At 64.0% G+C, this 21,843-nt stretch carries 22 protein-coding genes and 2 tRNA genes; 15 read left to right on the top strand and 9 right to left on the bottom strand.

All coding sequences use genetic code 11. The annotated features are described in order from the left end of the window. Positions 1–14: 14 nt before the first annotated feature. Together J7S20_RS05530 and J7S20_RS05525 are read right to left on the bottom strand one after the other, a co-directional pair. On the bottom strand, positions 15–1,637 hold the full coding sequence (locus J7S20_RS05530; protein WP_284053215.1) for a hypothetical protein: 1,623 nt from the start codon (positions 1,635–1,637) through the stop codon (positions 15–17). A gap of 213 nt (positions 1,638–1,850) precedes the next feature. Further along, a complete protein-coding gene (locus J7S20_RS05525) occupies positions 1,851–2,528 on the bottom strand; it encodes a prolyl hydroxylase family protein (RefSeq protein WP_284053214.1) in 678 nt (225 codons plus the stop codon). Positions 2,529–2,700: 172 nt separating this feature from the next. On the opposite strand from J7S20_RS05525, the gene J7S20_RS05520 reads away from it, so the two are divergent. The 10 genes from J7S20_RS05520 to J7S20_RS05475 all read left to right on the top strand — a co-directional run bounded on the left by J7S20_RS05520 (position 2,701) and on the right by J7S20_RS05475 (position 10,566). Next, a tRNA-His gene (locus tag J7S20_RS05520) sits at positions 2,701–2,777 on the top strand. Positions 2,778–2,810: 33 nt separating this feature from the next. Continuing rightward, positions 2,811–3,863, top strand: coding sequence for a Glu/Leu/Phe/Val family dehydrogenase (locus J7S20_RS05515; RefSeq protein WP_284053213.1), 1,053 nt, complete (start codon positions 2,811–2,813; stop codon positions 3,861–3,863). Positions 3,864–3,931: 68 nt separating this feature from the next. Next, positions 3,932–4,657 (top strand): heme ABC transporter permease CcmC, encoded by a 726-nt coding sequence (gene ccmC, locus J7S20_RS05510; RefSeq protein ID WP_284053212.1) that lies wholly within the window; start codon positions 3,932–3,934, stop codon positions 4,655–4,657. Beyond that, complete coding sequence (locus tag J7S20_RS05505) at positions 4,654–4,782, top strand: hypothetical protein (RefSeq protein WP_284053211.1); 129 nt, start codon at positions 4,654–4,656, stop codon at positions 4,780–4,782. Before ccmC ends, J7S20_RS05505 begins: the two co-directional genes overlap by 4 nt. After that, entirely contained in the window at positions 4,779–5,213 is a 435-nt protein-coding gene (gene ccmE / locus J7S20_RS05500) for a cytochrome c maturation protein CcmE (protein ID WP_284053210.1), read from the top strand. The genes J7S20_RS05505 and ccmE overlap by 4 nt, the downstream gene beginning before the upstream one ends. Beyond that, a complete protein-coding gene (locus J7S20_RS05495) occupies positions 5,210–7,171 on the top strand; it encodes a heme lyase CcmF/NrfE family subunit (RefSeq protein WP_284053209.1) in 1,962 nt (653 codons plus the stop codon). Before ccmE ends, J7S20_RS05495 begins: the two co-directional genes overlap by 4 nt. A gap of 2 nt (positions 7,172–7,173) precedes the next feature. Next, positions 7,174–7,701 (top strand): DsbE family thiol:disulfide interchange protein, encoded by a 528-nt coding sequence (locus tag J7S20_RS05490; RefSeq protein ID WP_284053406.1) that lies wholly within the window; start codon positions 7,174–7,176, stop codon positions 7,699–7,701. Continuing rightward, the gene (locus J7S20_RS05485) at positions 7,698–8,114 is read left to right on the top strand and encodes a cytochrome c-type biogenesis protein (RefSeq protein WP_284053208.1); all 417 of its coding nucleotides are present in this window, start codon (positions 7,698–7,700) and stop codon (positions 8,112–8,114) included. The genes J7S20_RS05490 and J7S20_RS05485 overlap by 4 nt, the downstream gene beginning before the upstream one ends. Continuing rightward, complete coding sequence (locus tag J7S20_RS05480) at positions 8,114–8,746, top strand: tetratricopeptide repeat protein (RefSeq protein WP_284053207.1); 633 nt, start codon at positions 8,114–8,116, stop codon at positions 8,744–8,746. Before J7S20_RS05485 ends, J7S20_RS05480 begins: the two co-directional genes overlap by 1 nt. Positions 8,747–8,781: 35 nt before the next feature. Then, complete coding sequence (locus J7S20_RS05475; protein ID WP_284053206.1) at positions 8,782–10,566, top strand: sensor domain-containing diguanylate cyclase; 1,785 nt, start codon at positions 8,782–8,784, stop codon at positions 10,564–10,566. A gap of 42 nt (positions 10,567–10,608) precedes the next feature. Here the strand turns inward: J7S20_RS05475 and ald are convergent, their stop codons facing one another. Beyond that, positions 10,609–11,715 (bottom strand): alanine dehydrogenase, encoded by a 1,107-nt coding sequence (gene ald / locus J7S20_RS05470; protein ID WP_284053205.1) that lies wholly within the window; start codon positions 11,713–11,715, stop codon positions 10,609–10,611. 145 nt (positions 11,716–11,860) lie between these two features. Between ald and J7S20_RS05465 the strand changes: the two genes are divergently transcribed. The 4 genes from J7S20_RS05465 to J7S20_RS05450 all read left to right on the top strand — a co-directional run bounded on the left by J7S20_RS05465 (position 11,861) and on the right by J7S20_RS05450 (position 15,036). Further along, positions 11,861–12,334: an Lrp/AsnC family transcriptional regulator gene (locus tag J7S20_RS05465; protein ID WP_284053204.1), complete on the top strand. Its 474-nt coding sequence runs from the start codon at positions 11,861–11,863 to the stop codon at positions 12,332–12,334. Positions 12,335–12,491: 157 nt separating this feature from the next. Continuing rightward, positions 12,492–14,387 carry a potassium transporter Kup gene (locus J7S20_RS05460; RefSeq protein WP_284053405.1) on the top strand — a complete coding sequence of 632 codons (1,896 nt, stop codon included), beginning with the start codon at positions 12,492–12,494 and terminating at the stop codon, positions 14,385–14,387. Next, entirely contained in the window at positions 14,384–14,893 is a 510-nt protein-coding gene (locus tag J7S20_RS05455) for a 2'-5' RNA ligase family protein (protein WP_284053203.1), read from the top strand. The genes J7S20_RS05460 and J7S20_RS05455 overlap by 4 nt, the downstream gene beginning before the upstream one ends. A gap of 66 nt (positions 14,894–14,959) precedes the next feature. Further along, a tRNA-Met gene (locus J7S20_RS05450) sits at positions 14,960–15,036 on the top strand. Positions 15,037–15,261: 225 nt separating this feature from the next. Here the strand turns inward: J7S20_RS05450 and fdhD are convergent. From fdhD to J7S20_RS05435, 3 genes are read right to left on the bottom strand one after another with little or no spacing between them, the layout of a single operon-like run. Then, the gene (gene fdhD, locus J7S20_RS05445) at positions 15,262–16,071 is read right to left on the bottom strand and encodes a formate dehydrogenase accessory sulfurtransferase FdhD (RefSeq protein ID WP_284053202.1); all 810 of its coding nucleotides are present in this window, start codon (positions 16,069–16,071) and stop codon (positions 15,262–15,264) included. Next, entirely contained in the window at positions 16,068–16,586 is a 519-nt protein-coding gene (gene mobA / locus J7S20_RS05440; RefSeq protein WP_284053201.1) for a molybdenum cofactor guanylyltransferase, read from the bottom strand. The genes fdhD and mobA overlap by 4 nt, the downstream gene beginning before the upstream one ends. After that, positions 16,583–18,868 carry an FdhF/YdeP family oxidoreductase gene (locus tag J7S20_RS05435; RefSeq protein WP_284053200.1) on the bottom strand — a complete coding sequence of 762 codons (2,286 nt, stop codon included), beginning with the start codon at positions 18,866–18,868 and terminating at the stop codon, positions 16,583–16,585. Before J7S20_RS05435 ends, mobA begins: the two co-directional genes overlap by 4 nt. Before the next feature lie 183 nt (positions 18,869–19,051). On the opposite strand from J7S20_RS05435, the gene trxB reads away from it, so the two are divergent. Beyond that, positions 19,052–20,023, top strand: a complete 972-nt coding sequence (gene trxB, locus J7S20_RS05430; protein ID WP_284053199.1) for a thioredoxin-disulfide reductase — start codon at positions 19,052–19,054, stop codon at positions 20,021–20,023. A gap of 25 nt (positions 20,024–20,048) precedes the next feature. Here the strand turns inward: trxB and J7S20_RS05425 are convergent, their stop codons facing one another. Genes J7S20_RS05425 through J7S20_RS05415 form a run of 3 tightly spaced genes read right to left on the bottom strand, consistent with a single transcriptional unit; the run spans position 20,049 to position 21,813 of the window. Continuing rightward, a complete protein-coding gene (locus J7S20_RS05425; RefSeq protein WP_284053198.1) occupies positions 20,049–20,858 on the bottom strand; it encodes a hydrolase 1, exosortase A system-associated in 810 nt (269 codons plus the stop codon). After that, on the bottom strand, positions 20,846–21,544 hold the full coding sequence (locus tag J7S20_RS05420) for an alpha/beta hydrolase family protein (protein WP_284053197.1): 699 nt from the start codon (positions 21,542–21,544) through the stop codon (positions 20,846–20,848). Before J7S20_RS05420 ends, J7S20_RS05425 begins: the two co-directional genes overlap by 13 nt. Then, positions 21,541–21,813 (bottom strand): acyl carrier protein, encoded by a 273-nt coding sequence (locus J7S20_RS05415; RefSeq protein ID WP_284053196.1) that lies wholly within the window; start codon positions 21,811–21,813, stop codon positions 21,541–21,543. Before J7S20_RS05415 ends, J7S20_RS05420 begins: the two co-directional genes overlap by 4 nt. Between the last annotated feature and the right edge of the window lie 30 nt (positions 21,814–21,843).

Here is a 21,843-nt window from a genome sequence, read left to right as displayed (position 1 = left end):
CACACGGTAGTGATTTAGCTGGTGTAGATCGGAAGCGCGGTGCACTCGCTTTCGCCGCCACCGAAATCGGCGGTCGAGCTGTAGCAGGTCCAACCCTGATACCAGGTGTCGTTCGCGTCCTTGACCGCACCGACATAATCGGTCTTGTCGAAGAAGCTGCCGAGCTGGGTCGGGTCGTAAGCGGTGACCGCCTGTTCGTTGCTGCCGTCGATGAACAGGTTGACCAGGCTGAGCGTGAACGATGCGTCGTTGTTGTTCGAACCCGAACCGAAGATCGCAGCCACGTCGGCGTTCGTGGGTTGGTTCGCATTATCGGCAGCCGACTTCGTCGGGTCTCCGCCGATGAAGGGCGGCGTTCCGCATGCCATCACGACCGAATGGAAGACCGGCGCGCCGGCCTCGTCGATATTTGCATCGGGGGTCGTGGAAGCAGTCTGCGCGCCGCTGATACGGAGGCAGGAATTATCCGCGCTGGAAACCACACCGTTTACCATCGTGTAATCGGTGCCGCCACGAAGCAGCATGGTCGCCTGATCGGAATTGTTCGGAGCGCGGTCGATGAAGGTGAAGTTCGCGAGCTTCGTGTTCTGACGGGGAATGTCAGTCTGAGCGGAATTGTCGGTGTCGGCTTCGATCATCGCGTCGCCGATGCCCGGGCGCTGGATCGCGAGGACATACTGGAGCTGCGCCTTCACACCCGTATCGGTGTCGAGATTGTCATCCTCGGCGCCGACCGAAACGAAATACTTCATGCGCGGATGGCCGCCGAACATTTCGACCGCGTCGTCCGAGCTGTTGAACGACATGATGTGGTCGAGCTGCGTACCCGTGCCCTGACCTTCGAGCGTCAGCGACTGGAGTTCGTTGCCCTGCGAAAGGACATAGCCCGAATAGCGGATCTGGACATAGCTCAGCTTGCCGCTCGAATCGTCGTTCGAAGCGCCGCCGTACAGCGCGTCGCTGATGGCGCCTTCGGTCTGACGTTCGCAGCCGACCGTGCCCGGCGTCGCGTTCGTGTCCTTACAGTCGGTGATCGGCGCGCGGCCAAGCAGCACGACGCCGCCCCACTGCTGCGAAGAACTGTCGGTGTTCAGGCCGAGGATGTTGTCGCGGCTGGTGAAGATGATCGGCTTGGTCGCCGTGCCAACTGCGTTGATCTTGTTGCCGCGGTTGACCGCGAGCCACGAAACGCCGGTGCCGCCGTAAACGATGACGCCCGGTTCGATGGTGAGCGTGACGTTGGTGTCGTTCGCGCTGGCGGTCGGGCCGCCATCGGTGCCGACATCGACGCGGCCGCCGAGCTGGTACACGACGCCCTGAATATAGGGCAGGGTGATGCTCTTGTTGATGCGCGCCGGAAGCGTGCAGACCCGGTAGCTGCCGGTGTTCGGGTTGGTGATCGTGCCGTCGTCGGTCAGGCCCTGCGGATCGGCGATCGTCGGGCAACCCGAAGCAGCAGTGATCTTTGCAGTCGGGGTCGGGGTCGGGCTCGGCGACGGAGTCGGAGCGGGCGGATTGTTGATCGTGATGTTGCCGCCGGCACCCGGCGAGGCGATGTCGTTTGCACCGTTACACGCGCTGAGCGCGGCGAGCGAAGCGCCCGCCACCAGCAGGCGGTGCAGATTACGATTGAGCATGTTCCCTGTCTCCATCCCTTGGATGGTCCGTCGATCGGACCCGCAGAATATGTTGAAGCGGGCGCGAGTCAGCTTTCGTCCTCGCCCCCTTCGAGGCCGCACCTAGGGACGCTGTGTGACAGGCTTGTTGTCGTTAAATGACGGTCGAGAGACTCTTATGTGACGCTATCGTTACAACACTCCGAAACCGGCATGAAGTCGGGCTTTTATCGCTCACCAGCCCCAGGGGCGTTCGCGAAACCATTTTGTGATGACGTATTTCAGTCCGCTGCGCACCTTCATCGCATGGTGCAGCGTCGTAGGGTTGGGGGTGCCGTCGAGGCGAAGGTTGCTCCAGGCGAGGAGCTTGCCGGTTTCGGGCTTCACGATCTTGTCGATCGCCTTGAACCGCGTGGCGCCGCCTGCGTTCGGCTCGTTGAGGTAGATCATCGCCGTCCAGGTGCGCTGGCCGGCGACGCTGCAATATTTCTCGTAGTCGAGGCCGCTCGGTTCGAAATAGTCGGTATGCGCCTTGAACTCCTGACCGACATCATAGCGTTGCCCCTGGACCGGCTCACCATGCGCGGGGTCGATGCCGATGAACCGATTGATGCGCGCCTCTACCTCGGCAACCGCTGGCTCGTCCGAATCGAGGTCGCAGGTTTCGCTCGTGCGGAAGGTCGGGTCGCCATTCGAATCGCCGATGGTGGAAGGGCGGCGCTTCGTGTCGATCAGCGCCATCAGATCGCGACAAAGCTTCGGTTCCAGGAACTGCTTGCGGATGAACAGCGTCAGCTTGGGGCTTGGCACCTTCTGAACGCCTTCCTGCCGACCGATATGGTCGATGACCGGCTCTGCAGGGTAGCCCGAACCGAGATTGATCGGTTCGACGGTTTGGTTCGTCTGTTCCATGCTGCGTATCTGCACGTTCGCGTCGCGTAATTCCAGCGCTGCCCGGCGCGCTTTTTTGATCCCACGGGCGCTTTCCGGGTGGCGTTGCCGCACGAAGATTGCTTTGCGTGGTTTACTGTGCCTGATATGCTTGACGGCACGGCAAACATGCCGCTAAGCGCGCGGCTTCACGGCGATCGTAGCTCAGCTGGTTAGAGCACTGGTTTGTGGTACCAGGGGTCGTGGGTTCAAGTCCCATCGGTCGCCCCATCATTCCCGCGCAACAAATCCGGATCATCGACAGTGTCTATCGACTGGGGCTTTCCCGACTTCGACGACCATGAAGGCGTCCACCTGTTCACCGACAGCGAGTCCGGGCTCCAGGCGATTATCGCGGTTCATTCGACCCATCTCGGTCCGGCGGCGGGCGGCGTGCGCTTCTGGCATTATGCCGATCCGGGCGCTGCGATTACCGATGCGCTGCGTCTGTCGCGCGGAATGAGCTTCAAGAATGCGATGGCCAACTTGCCGATGGGCGGCGGCAAGGGCGTCGTCATCGCCGAAAATCCGGGCGACACGATCACCACCGCGCAGCTCGAGGCATTCGGCCGCGCGGTCGAATCGCTCGCCGGGCGCTACGTCACCGCCGAAGATGTCGGCATGTCGGAAGCGCGGATGAAGGTCATCGCCACGCAGACCAGCCATGTTTCGGGCCTGCCGGTGGGGGAGGGCGCCGCCGGGGGCGATCCGGGGCCGTTCACGGCCAAGGGCATCTATCTGGGCGTGAAGGCTGCGGCGAAGCGCGCGCTGGGCGCCGATGACATGAAGGGCGTTCATGTCGCGATCCAGGGGCTGGGCAGCGTCGGCGGCGGTCTGGCGAAGCTGCTGGCGAAGGACGGCGCGAAGCTCACGCTTGCCGACGTCAATGCCGACCGGGCAAAGGCGCTGGGCGAGGAGCTGGGCGGCGAAGTTGTCGCGCCCGATGCCATCCTGGGCGTCGAAGCCGATATCGTCAGCCCGAACGCGCTCGGCGCGATCCTGACCGAGGAATCGATCGCGGCGTTGAAGTGCAAGGCGGTTGCAGGCGGCGCGAACAACCAGCTTGCCCGGCGCGAACATGGCAAGATGCTGCACGACCGCGGTATCCTGTACGCGCCCGATTACGTCATCAATGCCGGCGGCATCATCAATGTCGGGCTCGAATATCTTGGGCAGGGCGACCGCGCCGAGGTCGAGGCGCGGATTGCGCGCATTCCCGACCGCCTGATCGAGGTGTGGGACGAGAGCGCAAGCTCCGGCGCGCCCGAATCCGAAGTGGCCGACACCATCGCCAAGCGACTGATCGGGCGCGGCTGAGGGCGCGTCCTCATGCGGGCGAATACCTAGTGGAAATGCACGATAATTTCGCCTAACCAGCCAGCGACGTGCCGAGCATCCACGCCCTAGCCAATCCAACGCGTTTTCTGAAGATCGCGCGTCCCGCAACGCCGGTCTGTTTCTGGTCGGGCGTCGCGCTGATGCTGTTCGCGGCATGGGGCGGGCTCACCCGGACACCGCCCGATTATCTGCAGGGCGAGACCGTTCGCATCATGTATATTCATGTCCCAGCCGCCTGGCTCGGCCTTGGCGGCTGGGCGGGGCTTGCCACGGCGAGCTTTGTCTATCTCGTCTGGCGCCATCCGCTTGCTGCGCTGGCAGCGCGCGCAATTGCGGTGCCCGGCGCCCTGTTCACCGCATTATGTCTCGTCACCGGTTCGATCTGGGGGCGGCCGACCTGGGGAACCTGGTGGCAATGGGACGGGCGGCTGACGTCGATGTTGCTGCTCTTCTTCGTCTATCTTGCCTATCTCGCGCTCAACCGCGCCGATGCCGAGCGCGGCGGCGATGGGCGCATCCCGGCGCTTTTCGGTATCGCGGGGTCGGTGCTTCTGCCGATCATCCATTATTCGGTGGTGTGGTGGAACACGTTGCATCAGGGACAAAGCATCGGCCTGACCGGTTCGACGATCGACGCGTCGATGCTATGGCCGCTATGGTATGCGATGGCTGGCTTCACCCTGTTTTTCACCGGTATCGTGCTGATGCGGATGCGGACCATGCTGGCCGTGCAAAAGGTCGAGGCGCGGATGCGCCGGATGGCGCGCGGATGAACCCCTGGCCCTTTGTTGCCGCGGCCTATGTGCTGACGGCCATTGCCGGCGCCGCTATCGCGTTCGCGAGCTGGCGCTCGATGGTGGTCGCCGAGCGCGCGGCAGAGGAGCTGCGACGCAGATGAAGGCGAAACATCAGCGCTTGACGCTCGGGCTGCTCGCGGTCGCGGCGATTGTGGGCGCTGCCGTCCTCGCACTGTCGGCGCTTCGCGACCAGGCATCCTTCTTCTATTCGCCGAGCGACCTCGCGCGCGACCATGTTTCCACCGACAAGCATATCCGGCTGGGCGGCATGGTGGTGACGGGATCGGTCGCGAAATTGTCGGATGGCGTGACCACGCGCTTCGCCGTTACCGACAATGTCGACCAGATTACGGTCGTCTATCGCGGTATCCTGCCTGATCTTTTCCGTGAGGGCAGCGGCGTCGTTGCCGAAGGGCATCTGGCACCCGGCGGCGGGTTCGTCGCCGACAATATCCTCGCCAAGCATGACGAGCGATACATGCCGCCGCAGGTCGCCGGTGCGATGCACAAGACGAAATCGCTCGACAAATGATCGCAGAGGCCGGTCTTGCCGCGCTGTGGATCGCCGCCGCGCTCGCGCTGCTTCAGCTGGCGCTTGCGGTTACCGGCATCCGCTTCGACCGCGATGATCTGAGCGCGGCGATCCGCCCCGTGGCGATCGCGCAGGGCGTTCTGACCGCGCTGGCAATGCTGTTGCTGATCGCCGTGTTCACGCGGTCGGACATGTCGGTGCTGCTGGTCGCCGAAAACAGCAACTCGATGAAGCCGATGATCTACAAGATCGCCGGCGCATGGGGAAACCATGAAGGGTCGATGCTGCTGTGGGTGACCATATTGGGCATCGCGGGCGGCGCGGTCGCGCTGTTCGAAAAACGCCTCGAGCCGCGTACGCTGACGGCGACATTGGGCGCGCAGGCGCTGATCGCGATGGGGTTTTACGCCTTTCTGCTGATCTCCTCCAATCCGTTCGCACGCATCTGGCCGCCGCCGGCGGACGGGCAGGGGCTCAACCCGCTGTTGCAGGACCCCGGCCTCGCCTTCCATCCGCCGACGCTGTATTTCGGTTATGTCGGGCTTTCGGTGGCCTTTTCCTTCGCGGTCGGTGCGCTGGTGATGCGCGACGTCGGCCCCGCCTTCGCCCGCGCGATGCGGCCCTGGGTGCTGGGTGCCTGGATTTTCCTGACGCTCGGCATCACGGCCGGCAGCTACTGGGCCTATTACGAGCTCGGCTGGGGCGGCTGGTGGTTCTGGGACCCGGTCGAAAACGCGTCGCTGATGCCGTGGCTCGCGGCGACCGCGCTGCTTCATTCGGTAACGGTGCTGGCGACACGCGACGGGTTGCGCGCCTGGACGATCATGCTCGCCGTCGTCGCCTTTTCGATGTCGATGATCGGCACCTTCCTCGTCCGCTCCGGCATCCTGACCAGCGTTCACAGCTTCGCCGTCGATCCCGAGCGCGGCACGTTCATCCTCGCGCTGCTCGCGATCTATATCGGCGGTGCGCTTGCGCTTTTCGGATGGCGGATCGGCACCGTCCGGGCGGGCAATACCTTCGAGCTGGTCAGTCGGGAAGCCGGGCTGGTCGCCAACAACCTGCTGCTGTCGGTGATGCTTGGCATCGTGCTGATCGGCACGCTCTATCCGCTCGTCGCGCAGGCGATGGGGGTACAGCTTTCGGTCGGCAAACCCTTTTTCGACAAGACCGTCGGGCCGTTCGCGCTCGTGCTCGTGGCGTTGCTATATGCCGGGCCGCTGCTCCGCTGGCGCCGCGACCGGGTGCAGGCGGTGTTCAACCGGCTGACCGTGCCGATTGCGATCGCCGCGCTGGCGATTGCAGGAATCTTCGTGCTCGCACCGCGGGCGGGCATCCTGCCGACGCTCGGACTCGGGCTGGCGGCGGGGCTTGCGGCGGCCAGCGTGGCGCCGCTGTGGAAGCGCGACCTGCGCCGGACACCGTTGTTCACCTATGGCATGGTTGTCGCGCATCTCGGCGTCGCGGTCAGCCTGGCGGGCATGGCTTCGGACAGCGCCTTCACCGTAGAGCGGCTGGTCGCCGTTCGCGTCGGGCAAGCTGTGCAGGTTGGGCCGTACAGCGTAACGCTGAAAGGCCTGAAACCTGCGGTAGGTGAGAACTGGTCGGCGATCGAGGGCGTGCTGGAGGCGCAGCGCGGTGACGGTGCACCGTTCCCGATGGGGCCCCAACAACGGTTCTTCTCCGCGCCGCCCACCGTCACCAACGAAGCCGCGATAAAGACCGTGTTCGACGGGCAGCTCTATACGACGCTGGGTGATGCCGACGGGCAGGGGCGGCGGCAGCTGCGGTTGTGGTGGAAGCCGTTCGTCACGCTCATCTGGCTGGGCGGTGGACTGATCGCGCTGGGCGGGCTGCTGTCGCTGCTCGGCAGGCTGCTTCGCGAGACCCGCAGCGCCCGCCGTGCTCGAAAACGGGCGCGCGAAGAAGCGGACTGGGGTGAGGAGGCCTGGACATGAAGGTGACGCGCATCCTCATCTGGCTACCGCTTGCGCTGTTCGCGATATTGCTCGTCGTGGTCGCGACGGGAATCGTCAAGCCCGGCGACCGCACGATCCATTCGCGCATGGTCGGAAAGCCGCTTCCCGCCTTTACGTTGAAGCCGATGGTCGCGAACAAGCCCGGCCTGTCTCCACAGGGGTTTCGTGAGGGTGGGCCGAGATTGCTCAACGTCTTCGCGACGTGGTGCATTCCCTGCATCGCCGAGGCGCCCGAGCTGATGGAGTTGAAAAGGCGCGGCGTCGCGATCGACGCGGTCGCCGTGCGGGACACACCCGGCGATGTGCGTAAATTCCTGGCGCGGCATGGCGACCCCTATGCCCGCATCGGCGACGATGCGAAGGGCGAGGTTCAGCTCGAAATCGGGTCGTCGGGCGTGCCCGAAACCTTCGTGATCGACGGGCAGGGCAAGATCGCGATGCAGCATATCGGCGCGATCCGTCGCGACGATATTCCCGACATCATGGCTGCGCTGGAGCGCGCGAAATGAACCGGTTTGCGATATTGTGCGCGGTTGCGCTCGTGGCGGCCGGGCCGGCGCTGGCCGACACGTCGCGCCCGCCCGTCGACTACGCCAATACACAGCTTTCCGACCCGCGTCAGGAAGCGCAGGCAAAGGCGCTGATGGAAGAGTTGCGGTGTCTCGTCTGTCAGGGGCAATCGATCGCCGACAGCGATGCCGACATGGCGGGCGATATGCGTGCGCTGGTCCGCCGACGGATCGCCGCGGGGGAGAAACCCGACGCAATCCGGCAATGGCTGATCGACCGTTATGGCGACTATGTGACTTATGACCCGCCGTTCGACTGGCTGACGGCGCCGCTATGGCTGACACCGATCGTGCTGGTCGCGCTCGGCCTGCTCCTCGCTCGCCGCAGCCTGAAGCGAAGGGGGCGGAACTGATGGGGTGGGTGATGCTCGCCGCAATCGGGATCGCCACGGTCGCGTTGCTGTGGCTGCTTGGCGTGCCGCGCACCCTTTGGATGTTCGCCGGCGCGGCAGTGATGCTGGGGGCGACCGGATATGCGTTGCAGGGAAGCCCGATGCTGCCCGGCCATCCGGTATCGCGCGAGGCGGAGATTCGCGAGATCGATCAGGGGCTGCTCGAGCTTCGCCACCAGATGTTCGGACATATCACCTTTGCCAACGCCTATCTGGTCGCGTCCGATGCGCTGGCCCGTGCCGGGCGCACCAGGTCGGCGGTCAGCGTAGTGCTGGGCGGTATCCGCCACTCGCCGCGCGACATCGCGTTGTGGACCGGACTTGGCCTTGCCTATACCGAGCACGACGATGGCTATGTGTCGCCGGCTGCCAGGATGGCGTTCGAACATGCGATCGAACTGGCGCCAGGCCATCCGGGTCCGCCCTTCTTTTACGGCATGGCGCTTGTTCGGGCAGGCGAATTTGCCGCGGCGCGGCCCTATTGGCAGCGTGCCGTGCAGCTTGCGCCGAAGGACGCCAAATACCGCGATGGGTTGAGGCTGCGGCTGCAATTGCTCGATCAGTTTCTCGCCGCCGAAAACGGAAACCCCTAAGGCGCGTGTTAACCCTTTGGCCCTAGGGTGCCGGGATGTTCACCGCGTCTCCGCTTCCCCCTCGGCAGCCTAAGTTTCCTGACCTGCTGCTGCTTGCGGTCACCTATTTCATTGCCGCGTCGGCGACGATCGTTTCGACACGTTTCGGCGGCGGTGTCGCGTGTCTTTGGATCGCGTCACCGATTCTCGTTGCCTATCTGACCCAAACCGAACCGAAAAACTGGTGGCCGCCGCTGATTGCCTGCGCGATCGCAAGCTGGCTTGCGACCGCGCTGTTCGGGTTTGGGGTCGCCGCGGCGCCGGCCTTTTCCGTAATCAACATGGCCGAATCGGCGCTGGCGGCATGGCTCATGAATCGGTCGCGGTTGCGAGCGGGCCTCGATTCGCTGCCACAGGTTGCCGCGCTCATCCTTTTCGCCGGTCTCATCGCGCCGGCGGTAACCGGCATCGCCGGTGCGGAGGCATCGATGGTGGCGAGTGGGACGTCGTACTGGACCAACTGGTTGAACTGGCTGACCGGCCACGGCCTGGGGGCGATTACGATCCTGCCGATCGCGATACTCGTCATGCGCGGCGAAACCAGCCAATGGTATCGGCGCTCGGGCGGCTGGATGCGGTTCGAAGCGCTGGCGCTGATGATTTTCGTTGCCGTAACGACGACCTTCGTATTCGCACAGGATGATCTGCCGCTGCTGTTTCTGCCGATCCTGCCGGTAATCGTGGCGACATTCCGGTTCGGTCGTTTCGGTGCGGCGATGTCGCTGCTGCTGGTCACGCTTCTTGGCGGGCTGTTTACGCTGACCGGCAGCGGGCCGGCGACGTTGATTGTCGGCAGTGCGCTGTTCCACGCCCAATTCTATCAGTTCTACACGGCGGTCCTCGTACTGATTACGCTGCCGATCGCCGCCGATCTGAAACATCGCAAGCAGCTTTTCGAGGAGCTCCAGACGAGCGAGGCGCGCTATCGCCTCGTCACTGACAATGCGACCGATATCGTCGTCAATCTCGATGTCGATGGTCGCGTCCTTTATGTGTCGCCGTCGATCCAAGCGCTCGCAGGGTATGACGAAGACGATCTGACCGGGACCTATGCGAGCGGGCTGGTCCATCCCGAAGACGTCGATGCCGTCCGCAAGTGCCATTTTCTGTCGCTGGCCGAGCCCGATCGCGCGCACAGCGTCGAATATCGCGGCCGCACGGCCTCCGGCGAATATCAATGGTTCGAAACCAACACGCGCGGGTTGATCGATTCGAACGGCAAGCCGACCGGCGTCGTCAGCGTCATTCGCAATATTTCGCGCCGCAAGGATGTCGAGCATCGCTTGAAGGAGGCAGCGCTCACCGATCCGCTAACCGGCCTGGCCAATCGCCGTGCCTTCAACGATGCGGTCGACGCGCTGATCGATGCAGAAGTCGCCGGACCGGCTTGTCTGGCGCTGTTCGACATCGATCATTTCAAACGCGTCAACGACGAATATGGGCACGACGCGGGCGACCGCGTGTTGCAGAAATTCGCGCAGGTGGCGAACCAGGTGACGCGCGAAGGCGATTTGCTGGCGCGGCTGGGTGGCGAGGAATTCGGGCTCCTGCTCCGTGGGGCGTCGCTGGAGGCGGCGGCGCGCGTATGCGAACGCGTTCGCGGCGAGTTCGGCTCGGCGATCACCACGATCGAAAATGGCCGCGATATCTGCGTGACGGTCAGCGCCGGTGTCGCAAGCCTTAGCCCGGAAAGTTCACGCGCCGACCTTCTGCGCAGCGCCGATGCGGCGTTGTACGATGCCAAACATGCCGGCCGCAATCGCCTGTCGCTGGCCGCCTGAACGGCGTGGACTCTTCACCGAAGCGCCCGCGCCGCAGATTGATCAGGCGTTCCAGGCCTCATATTCCATGCCGAACGCATCGGCGACCGCCTTGTAGCGGATCTTGCCGTCGGAGGTGTTGAGGCCGGCCGCCAGGTGCGGGTCGGCGCGCATCGCGTCTTCCGCGCCCATGTTCGCGATCTTCAGCACGAAGGGCAGCGTCGCGTTGTTGAGCGCGAAGGCGCTGGTGCGCGCGACGGCGCCCGGCATGTTGGCAACGCAATAATGCGTCACGCCGTCGATTTCATACACGGGGTCGTCATGCGTCGTCGGCGTCGACGTTTCGAAACAGCCGCCCTGGTCGATCGCGATATCGACGAGCACGCTGCCGCGCTTCATCGTCTTCAGCATGTCGCGCGTGACCAGCTTGGGCGCTGCTGCACCGGGCACCAGCACCGCGCCGATGACGAGGTGCGCCTTGGCCACCGCGGCCTCGACCGCGGCCTTCGAGGCGTAGGCGGTCTTGATCTGGCTCGAGAAGAACATGTCGAGTTCGGCCAGCCGCTCGTTGTTGATGTCGTAGATCGTCACGTCGGCGCGCATGCCGACCGCCATCTGCGCGGCATTGACGCCCGAAATGCCGCCGCCGAGGATCGCGACCCGTGCCGGCGCCACGCCCGGTACGCCGCCCAGCAGAACACCGCGCCCGCCCTGTTCCTTTTCCAGATAATGCGCGCCGACCTGAACCGACATGCGGCCTGCGACCTCCGACATCGGCTTGAGCAGCGGCAGGCCGCCCTTCGCGCCGGTCACCGTTTCATAGGCGATGCACGTCGCTCCCGACTTCAGCAGGCCTTCGGTCAGCGGCTGGCTGGCGGCGAGGTGGAGATAGGTGAACAGGATATGGCGCGGCTCGAGCATCGCGATTTCGCTCGGCTGCGGCTCCTTCACTTTCACGATCATGTCGGCTTCGGCGAAGACGGACTTGGCGTCGGGCGCGATCCGCGCACCGACATCGACATAATCCTGGTCCTCGAAATCGATCCCGCCGCCTGCGCTGGTCTCGACAATGACCTCATGCCCGGCTGCGACCAGTTCCGCGACTGACGGCGGCGTCAGCCCGACTCGATATTCGTGATTCTTGATTTCCTTGGGGACGCCGACTTTCATGATCCGATCCTTGGCTATGCGATTTTGCTTGGTTGCGCGGACATACCACCGAATCGGCTGCTGCTTCTATGCAAAGTCATCGGCTGAATTCGGCAATCGTGCATGATATGTCGACAGGTAGGCTATAAGATCGTAAAATCATGCAATGGATCGGATAGACAAGACGATTTTGGCCACGCTTGCTGCCGACGCCCGCGCGAGCGTCAGCCAGATTGCGTCCGCTGCCGGACTTTCGCAGTCGGCCTGCACGCGGCGGATTCAGGCGCTTGAGGCGTCGGGGCGGATCAAGGGCTATGCCGCACGGCTCGGCCGTCGCGCGCTCGGCTTTCACGTGACCGCGCTGGTGGACATCACGCTGGGCACGCAGGTCGAAGAGGATCTCGCCGCCTTCGAGCAGGAGATTTCTGCGATAGACGGCGTCGTTGAATGCGCGCTGGTTTCCGGATCGCAGGATTACCGGATCAAGATATTGTGCCGCGATCTGGACGATTACGAGCGGCTCCACCGCGAACATCTCGGTCGCTTGCCGGGGGTCATCACCATCAACTCCAGCTTCGTTCTGCGCTCGGTGCCGACGCGCAGCGAAGCCGATGCGCTGTTCGGCAGCGGGGCGGCATGATGGCCATGATGTTGCTAGACCGCATCCCCCGTGCTACCGCGCCGCCGGTCGGAGAAATGAAAGCGAGTATGCAGGTCGCAATGGCCCGTTCCGTACTACTCCAGGCGCGAAGCACCGGCCTGTGACTTCCAACGATGATGCCCTTGACGGGGCGGCGCTGGAGCCGGCGGATCGCCCCGCTGGCCACCATGGCCATGAACAGAAGCTTTGGAAGCTCGCTGTCGCGGCGATCGGCGTCGTGTTCGGCGACATCGGTACGTCGCCGCTCTACGCGTTTCGCGAAACCTTTGCCGGTCACCACCAGCTGACGCTCGACACCGCCCATATCATGGGCGTCATCTCGTTGATGTTCTGGTCGATGATGATCGTCGTGACGCTTAAATACGTCACCATCATCATGCGCGCCGACAACAAGGGCGAGGGCGGCAGCCTGGCGCTGCTCGCGCTTGTGTCGGGGCGCACCAAGTCCAAGCGCTGGACGCGCGGGATCATCCTGCTCGGAGTCTTCGCGACCGCGCTGTTCTATGGCGACTCGATGATTACGCCCGCCGTTTCGGTGCTCGGCGCGGTAGAGGGGCTCGCCGTGGCCGCGCCCGCGTTCGGCAATCTCGTCGTGCCGATCGCGGTCGTGATCCTGATCGGTCTGTTCTCCATTCAAAAGGGCGGTACGTCGCGCGTCGGCGCGTTCTTCGGCCCGATCATGTTGCTGTATTTTGGTGTCATCGCGGTGCTCGGCATCATCAGCATCGTGCAGACGCCGTGGGTGCTGTGGGCACTGCTGCCCAATCACGCGATCGAATTCTTCCTCATCAGCCCGCTCCAGGCGTTTTTCGCCCTCGGCTCGGTGGTGCTCGCCGTGACCGGCGCTGAAGCGCTGTACGCCGATATGGGCCATTTCGGTCGTCAGCCGATCCGCATCTCCTGGCTGTGGTTCGTCGTGCCGGCGCTGATGTGCAATTATATGGGGCAGGGGGCACTCCTCATCCGCGACGGTGTGCTCGCGCTTGAAAGCCCCTTCTACCTGCTTGCGCCGGCCAATCTTCAGCTTCCGCTGGTGCTCGTCGCCACCGCCGCCGCAATCATCGCGAGCCAGGCGGTGATTTCGGGCGCCTTCTCGGTCACGCAGCAGGCGATACAGCTCGGCTTCATTCCGCGTCTGCGTATCGACCATACGAGCGCCGCGACCGCGGGCCAGATCTACATTCCGCTGGTCAACTGGCTGCTGATGACGATGGTCATCCTGCTCGTCCTGTTCTTCCAGACCTCGTCGAACCTGACCTCGGCCTATGGCATCGCGGTCACCGGTGCGATGTTGATCGACACCTGCCTGCTGGGCGTGGTGCTGTTCCGCCTGTGGGGCTGGAAGAAGCGCTATGCGATCCCGCTGCTGACGCTGTTCTTCATCGTCGACGGCGCATATTTCGCGGCCAACACGACCAAGATTCCCGATGGCGGCTGGTTCCCGCTGCTCGTCGGCTTCATCGTCTTCACGATGCTGACGACCTGGGCCAAGGGCCGCAAGCTGATGATCGAGCGGATGCGCGAGGCGGCGATGCCGATCAAGATCTTCATCCAGTCGGCGGCGAATTCCGCGTCGCGCGTACCGGGAACGGCGGTCTTCATGACCTCCAGCCCCGACGGCGTGCCGCACGCGCTGCTCCACAATCTGAAGCACAACAAGGTGCTGCACGAGCGCGTCGTGCTGTTGACCGTGAAGATTTCGGATGCGCCTTTCGTGCCCGATACCGACCGCATCAAGCAGGAGGATCTGGGGCAGGGCTTCCACCGCATGGTGATCCGCTATGGCTTCATGCAGGACGCCGACGTTCCCGCCGCGCTCAAGCAGGTCCATACCTGCGGCGAAGAGTTCAAGATGATGGACACCAGCTTCTTCCTCGCAAGGCAGACCCTGCTTCCGGCAGAGCGGCCGGGGATGATGATCTGGCGCGAAAAGATCTTCGCATGGATGCTGCGCAACGCCGAAAGCGCGATGGAGTTCTTCCGCCTGCCGACCAACCGCGTCGTCGAACTGGGTAGCCAGGTGGAGATTTGACCGAACCCGCGCCGATCATCGTGTCGGCGCTGTTCGGCGGCGAGGATCAGGCGTTTTTCGACCGGATGCGCCGCGAGCATTTCCCGCCGGAGCGCAATTTCCTGTCAGCGCATCTGACGATGTTCCACCACCTGCCGCCCCGCCTGCTGCCTGAGCTCAAACAGCGGCTGAACGACGAAACGCGGGGTGTCGTGGCCCCGCACGCGCGGCTTGCCGGCATCCTCAATCTCGGCCGCGGCGTGGCGTATCGCATCGAATCACCCGCGCTCGAAGATATTCGCGACCGGCTCGCCGATGCGTTCGCGCCGATGCTGACCGCGCAGGACAGCGCGGGCTGGCGGCCCCACGTCACGATTCAGAACAAGGTCAACGCGAAGATGGCTCGCGCATTGCTGGCGCGTCTCGAGCCGGATTTCCGCGCGCGCAGCGTTGCGGTGGCCGGCCTGGCGACCTGGTATTATCGCGACGGACCATGGGAAGCGATTTCGCGGCATATGTTCGCTTGACCGATGGCGAGGCTGGCCCTATGTCGCCGGCTCGCCGACAGGCTTGCCCACCGGCGCAGATGGTGTGGCGGAGTAGCTCAGCTGGTTAGAGCAGCGGAATCATAATCCGCGTGTCGGGGGTTCAAGTCCCTCCTCCGCTACCATTTTTTCCATCCACAATTTGTTTACCGCAATGGCGGATAATGTCCGGCCAAAGGCGCGCGATGCGTCGATTGGTGGGTAAGGGGCCATGAAAGCGGCTTTATTGGCCAGCGCCGCGGCTGCGGTGGCGGCGGACGAGCTTTTCAATCACGGAGCGATAACGGCGAAGTCGCTGGAACAGCTTCATGCGGTTTGCGGCGCCGTAGAGGCGTTCATGCACCCGATCCTCAGCTGGATGTATCAATAACCTCGCTTGCGGCGCCTGCGGGATCGTGCAGGACGAGCATCGAATCGCCGCGCGCAAGCGCGACGACGCCCAGTCCGTTGCCGCGCGCATGATCGACCGCCATCGTCGTCGGCGCCGATATGCCCACCAACAGCGGCATTCGCGCGACCAGCGCCTTGTCCGCCATTTCGAAACTGATCCGCGACGTCACCAGTCCAAAGCCCGGTCCGGGCGCGCTGCCGCCGATCATCCCGATCAGCTTGTCGAGCGCATTGTGCCGTCCGACATCCTCTGCCGCCGCCGCGATCGTGCCGTCATCGCCGGCCCATGCCGCGGCATGCGTGGCGCCGGTCGCGCGGTTGAGCGGCTGGTGCGCGCGCATCGCTTCCAGCGCCACGAAGATCGCCTGCCGGTCGATCGCCATCGGCTTTGGCCGGCGCGGGAGGGGGCGCTCGAGGCTTTCGAGGCTGGCGATCCCGCATAGCCCGCATCCGGTGTCGCTGGTGCGGTGGCGGACGCGCTCGCCGATCCGTTTTGCCGCATCGGGTGATACGGTGACGCGCAGGACGATGCCCGCGGGCACGTCGGCCACATCGATGTCGATCACGTCATCGGGTGTCGCAGCGATCCGTTCGGTCAGCGCAAAGCCCAGCGCGAACGCGGGCAGGTCGGCCGGCGTCATCATCATCACGGCATAGCCGATGCCGTTGAACTCCACCGCGACCGGCGCTTCGACGGCGATGGCACGCTGTCCTGCTTCGGTTGCGTCGCGGCTCAGGCTGCGGACCGTTTCTTCCCGGCTGGTCGTCACAATTGCTCCATGTCCTCGGGCGTATCGACGTCGCGTATAGGCTTGGGCGAGCGGATCGGCGATGCTCCAGCTTCGACCGCAAATGCCCGTACCGAGCGTTCCTCGCGAAAGGTCATCCATTCGAACAGGCGTTCGGCGATGCCGGTGCGCCAATGGCCGAATACCGGATGGTCTTCGCACCAGCATGACGGCTGTGCGAGCGCCTCGAACAGCGATTCGGGCGGGAAGGGGACGTCGCACGGCACGGTCATCACCGACTGAGCACCGGTCGCGGAGGCGTGCATGAGGGCACCGCATATTCCGCCCAGCGGCCCCTGTCCCGGTCGCGGAAGATCGGGCACGCATTCCGCCCCGGGATATTCGCGGCCGACGATGATGACGCTGTCGGCATGTCGCCGCAGGGCGTCGGCGGCATGTTCGATCAGCGGCTTTCCATTCACCAGCGCGAGTGCCTTGTCCGAGCCGAAGCGCCTGGCGCTTCCGCCGGCAAGCACCGCGCCGACGATATGGCTCACGCCGTTCGCACGCGCACCGGCACCGACTTGCCCGCCGGCACATGGCTTTCCAGCGCGTGATGTTCGAGCGGGATCAGCACGTTCAGTTCGGGATAATAGCCGCCCAGACATCCCTCGGGGATGTTGTAGGGAACGACCATCAGATTGCCGACCGAGCGATCGACATTGTCATCGGCATCGCTTTCCAGCGTCACCTTGTCGCCTTCGGCCACGCCCAGCTTTTCCATGTCGGCCTTGTTCATCATCACCACCTCGCGCGTGCCGTGAATGCCGCGGAAACGGTCGTGATAGCCATAGACGGTAGTGTTGAACTGATCGTTCGAGCGTAGCGTGACGAGCGCGAAGCGCCCGTCCTTGTCGGCAAAACCGCTGGCGTTCAGTGCGCGCGGCACGTTGAATTCGGCCTTGCCGCTTTCGGTCTGCCATTTGCGGTGCGCGGCGGGGTTGCCCTTCCAGAAGCCACCCGGCTGCCACAGCCGTTCGTTGAAATTGGCGAACTTGTCGGGATAGGTGTTCTCGATCGCGGTTCGAACGAGTCCGTAATCACCGACCCACTCGTCCCACGGTACATTGGGATTGGGCTCCAGTGTCGCCTTCGCCATGCCGGCGACGATCGCGGGTTCCGACAACAGGTGCGGGCTTGCCGGCTCCGCCTTGCCGACCGAGCCATAAATGTGGCTGAACGAATCCTCCATCGACACAGCCTGCCGACCGGTCTCCTGCATGTCGCGCTCCATGCGGCCGAGGCAGGGGAGCAACCAGGACTCCTCGCCCGGATGGAGGTGGGATTTGTTGAGCTTGGTCGCGATATGGACCTGTAGCGGCAGCTTTTCCCAGCCCTTGACCATCTTTTCATGCTCGGGGGTCGCGCGCAGGAAATTCCCGCCCAGCTGGATGAAGCCGTCGCAGGTACCGTCGATGATGTGGCGGCAGCTTTCGACCGTGTCCCAGCCCTGCCATTCGGGCGGGTCGAATTCATAAAGCTGCTTCAGCCGGTCATTGGGCGCGAGTTCGGGCTTTTCGGTAATGCCGACGGTGCGCTGGCCCTGCACGTTCGAATGGCCGCGCACCGGGCCGGGGCCGGCGCCCAGACGCCCGATATGCCCGCGCGCCAACAGCAGGTTCACCACCATGTAGAGCGAATCCATGCCATAGCGGTGCTGGGTGATGCCCATGCCATAGACCGCGATCAGCGCCTTGGATTTCAGGTAGACGCGCGCTGCGTCCTCGATCGCCTCGCGCGTCAGGCCGCTTTCGCGCGTGATGTCGTCCCAGCTTGCCTTGCGCGCGAAATCGGCGACCTCCTCGAACCGTACGGTGTGCTGCTCGATGAAGTGATGGTCGAGGATTGGCTCGCCGCCATTGGCGCGCGCTTTCGTATCCTCCTCGATCGCGATCTTCAGGATGCCGAGGATCGCCGAAATGTCGCCGCCGGCGCGGACCTGGTGATATTGCGTCGCGATCTGCGTCGCCGGCGCGCCCGCCATTTGCAACGGATTTTGCGGATCGGTGAACTTTTCCCAGCCACGCTCACGCAAGGGATTGAACACGACGATCTCGACGCCGCGCTTGCGCGCCGCTTTTAGCGTGTGGAGCATGCGCGGACTATTGGTGCCGACATTTTGCCCCCAGCAGAAGATCGCGTCGCAATGTTCGTAATCTTCCATCTGGATCGTCGCGACCGGCGATCCGGTGGCGTTCTTCAGGCCGACCGAGGTCGTTTCGTGGCACATGTTCGAACTGTCGGGCAGGTTGTGCGAGCCGTAGAGGCGGCAGAACAGCGAATACATGTAGCTGGTCTCGAGGCTCGCCCGGCCCGATGCGTAGAATACGACCTTTTTCGCATCGACCTTGTTCAGCTTCGCGCCGATCGCATCGAACGCCTCGGCCCAGCTTACCGCGACATATTTGTCGGTCGCGGCGTCATATTTCATCGGGTGGGTAAGGCGGCCAGCCTGTTCGAGGTCGTGGTCGCGCCAGCCCTGAAGCTCGCTCACCGTGTGCTGTTCGAAAAATTCGGGCGTGTTGCGCAGCGTCGTCAGTTCCCACGCAGTCGCCTTCGCGCCGTTTTCACAGAATTCGGCGATATGCGGCTTGGCCGGCTTTCCCCAGGCACAGCTGACGCACATCACGCCTCCGGGCTTGTTCTGTCGGCGCAGCGCGTCGAGCGTGTCCGGGCCGATTTTCTCCTCGGGCAGGACATGCGCCATGCCCTCCATCGAACCCCATCCGCCGGCGGCGCCCTTATAATCCTTGATGGTTACGTCGTCGCGCTCGGCCATGGCAGCATCTCCTGAAGGGTTCCCGTAGGGAAAATGCGGCAGCGGCCGGATCGTTGCACTGAAACCCGCTTTGAACGCGGTATTTTTTCCGCAGCGTGGATTTTGCGCAAAGCTCCCGAGTTGAAGCCGAGGCGATCAGCGCCTAATCGCTGGATCGACCCCGAACATCAACGAAGAGATTCCATGACCGCCACGCACAAGACCCGCATGCTCATTCTCGGTTCCGGCCCTGCCGGTCTGTCCGCTGCCATTTACGGCGCGCGCGCGGGAATGCAGCCGATCCTCGTCCAGGGAATCCAGCCCGGCGGGCAGTTGATGACGACGACCGATGTCGAAAATTATCCCGGCTTTCGCGATGTCATCCAGGGGCCGTGGCTGATGGAGGAGATGCAGGCGCAGGCCGAACATGTCGGCACGAAGCTGATCTACGACACGATCGTCGATGTCGATCTTTCGCAGCGTCCCTTCCGGCTGACCGGCGACGGCGGTGACGTCTATGAAGGCGATGTGCTTGTCATCGCGACGGGTGCGCAGGCCAAATGGCTCGGCCTCGAAAGCGAAGAGGCGATGAAGGGCAAGGGCGTATCCGCCTGCGCGACCTGCGACGGCTTCTTCTATCGCGGCAAGAAGGTCGCAGTGATCGGCGGCGGCAATACCGCGGTCGAAGAGGCGTTGTACCTGACCAACCACTCGCCCGACGTGACGCTGATCCATCGCCGCGATTCGCTCCGCGCCGAAAAGATCCTGCAGGAGCGTCTGTTCAAGAACGAGCGTATCAGCGTTTTGTGGAACAAGACGGTCGAGCGTTTCGTCGGCGGCGGCACGCCCGAAGGGCTGGTCGCGCTTGAGCTCAAGGACACAGTGACGGGCGAACTCTCGACGCTTGAGGTAGAGGGCGGCTTCGTCGCGATCGGCCATCATCCGGCGACCGAATTGTTTCGCGGTCATCTCGACCTCGATGATGACAGCTATATCAAGGTCGAAACGGGCAGCACGCGCACCAGCGTGCCGGGCGTCTTTGCGTGCGGCGACGTGATGGACAAGGTCTATCGTCAGGCGGTGACCGCGGCTGGGACAGGCTGCATGGCAGCGCTTGATGCCGAGCGCTTCCTTGCCGAGGCCGAATTCGAAGGCGTGGCCGAAGCCGCCGAGTAACTACGGCGCGTAACTACGGCGCGGCTCAGGCCGCGTTTCGGAGCGCCTCCAGCACGCGATCGCGGAGCCACAGCTTGTCGCTTGCATGGGCGAAGCTGTGGCTGCCCGTATCGCAGCAATGAAGCGTGACGCTGCTCCGGGCGGCCGGCGGAGCGGTTTTCCACGCATCGGCGAACGCGATGGCGGTATTGTCGCGTTCAGCGAGCAGGATCGTTATCGGGCAGTCCGCGTTGGCGATTGCCTGTTCGATCTCGCTGACCAACGCAGGCATTTGTTCAAGCCTGCTGCGAACAAGCTTCGCAAGGCCATTGTAAAGCTGTCCGATATTGACGCCGCCGCGTGCAAGCCGCAGCCATTGCCGCGGATCGCGAAGGCGGGCTGCGTAGCGCGCCCTGATCGCCGCCGCGGCGGGAAGCGCATCGTCCGGACCGGCGGCATCTTCAAGCCAGGGGTTGGTCAGGACCAGTCCGTCAGAGCCGAGGCCGTTCTGGAATAGCACCAATGCTGATGCTGCATCGCAATTTCCCATCGCAACTATCTGACGAAGATGCGGAACATGCTTTCGAAACGTTGAGAGCGCAGCGGCAATATCATCGCGGCGCTGTCGGAATCCGCCATTGGTTCCGGTCGAATCGCCAACGCCGCGCGGGTCGAACCGGAACACCGGATGGCCTTCGCCGGCAATGCTCCGCGCCAGTTCAGCCATTCCGCGATGCGCGCCCATCCGCACTTCATTTCCACCCGAGACGATCAGCAGGCCGGTTTCGCCATCGGCCTCGTCGAGCGAACCGATCAGCGTTTCGCCTTCGCAGTCGAAATCGATCAGCCTTCGCATGACTGCACCCAGTCCGCGAGATCGGTCGCGAGCAGCGCTGCCAGTGCCGCATCATTATCCGGTTCAGCGCGGCGCCAGAGCGGGGTGCCCTCGACATGGCGGTCCGCGGGCTGTGGATCGCTCGCCAGCCGAACCGTGCGCGTCGGCGCCGGCCCGCCGATGCGCGCCAGCCGAATATCGCGCAGCATCGCGCGCGGCAGCCGGTTGCCCGCAATCTCCATTGGCGGACCGGGCAGGTCGATGTCGTTCAGATCGATCGGCTGACCGCCCTCCGCCGCGGCGACCCGGGCGGTGCGGCCGAGTTCGTGAAGCAACTGATCGCCCTGCTGCGGTGCAAAGCGCCAGCACCCCTTTGCGACTGGCTCTCCATCCAGCAGCGCGCCGGATCGGACCGTGGCAAGATAACGATCTTGTCCGGCGGCTTCGCAAGCTGACGAAACTGCATCGTTCCAGAACGATAGCGACGTATCTTCAACCGAAATTTCGCTCTCGCCCTGACCGGGCAGATCGGGAAGCATGCCGCCGATTCCTCGCGCCGCCAGCAAGCGGAGCAGCGTGACCGCGAAACATCTCGTCCGGTTGGCTTCCTCGAACAGCGGGAGGAGCATGACGACGACCGGGCCGTCGGCAGGTCCGAAGCGCAACATCGCCTCGCGCCCGCCGGGCCAGTCGTAATGGTCGATCACTGTAACGCCTTGTCCGTGGCGAAGCGGGTGAGCGCGCCGAAGGTCTCCAGCGTCTCGCCGTCGATATCGTCATCCTCGATCAGGATGCCGAGGCGGTCCTCGAGTTCGGTCAGCAGCCCGGCGACCGCCATCGAATCGAGTTCCGGAAGCGCGCCGAACAGCGGTGTCGCCGCGTCGAACGCGGCCACCCGCTCGGGCGACAGCCCCAGCACGTCGCGCAGCGTCGCGCGAAGCGTCTCTTCTACCTCGATCGTGCCTTCCGGACGCAAAGCCTTCCCCTGTCGCGACCATTGCCAATG

Source organism: Stakelama marina, assembly GCF_018122655.1.
Lineage (GTDB): Bacteria > Pseudomonadota > Alphaproteobacteria > Sphingomonadales > Sphingomonadaceae > Sphingomonas > Sphingomonas marina.
Note: the sequence above shows the minus strand (reverse complement) of the source record. Positions and strands in the feature narration are given on the sequence as shown.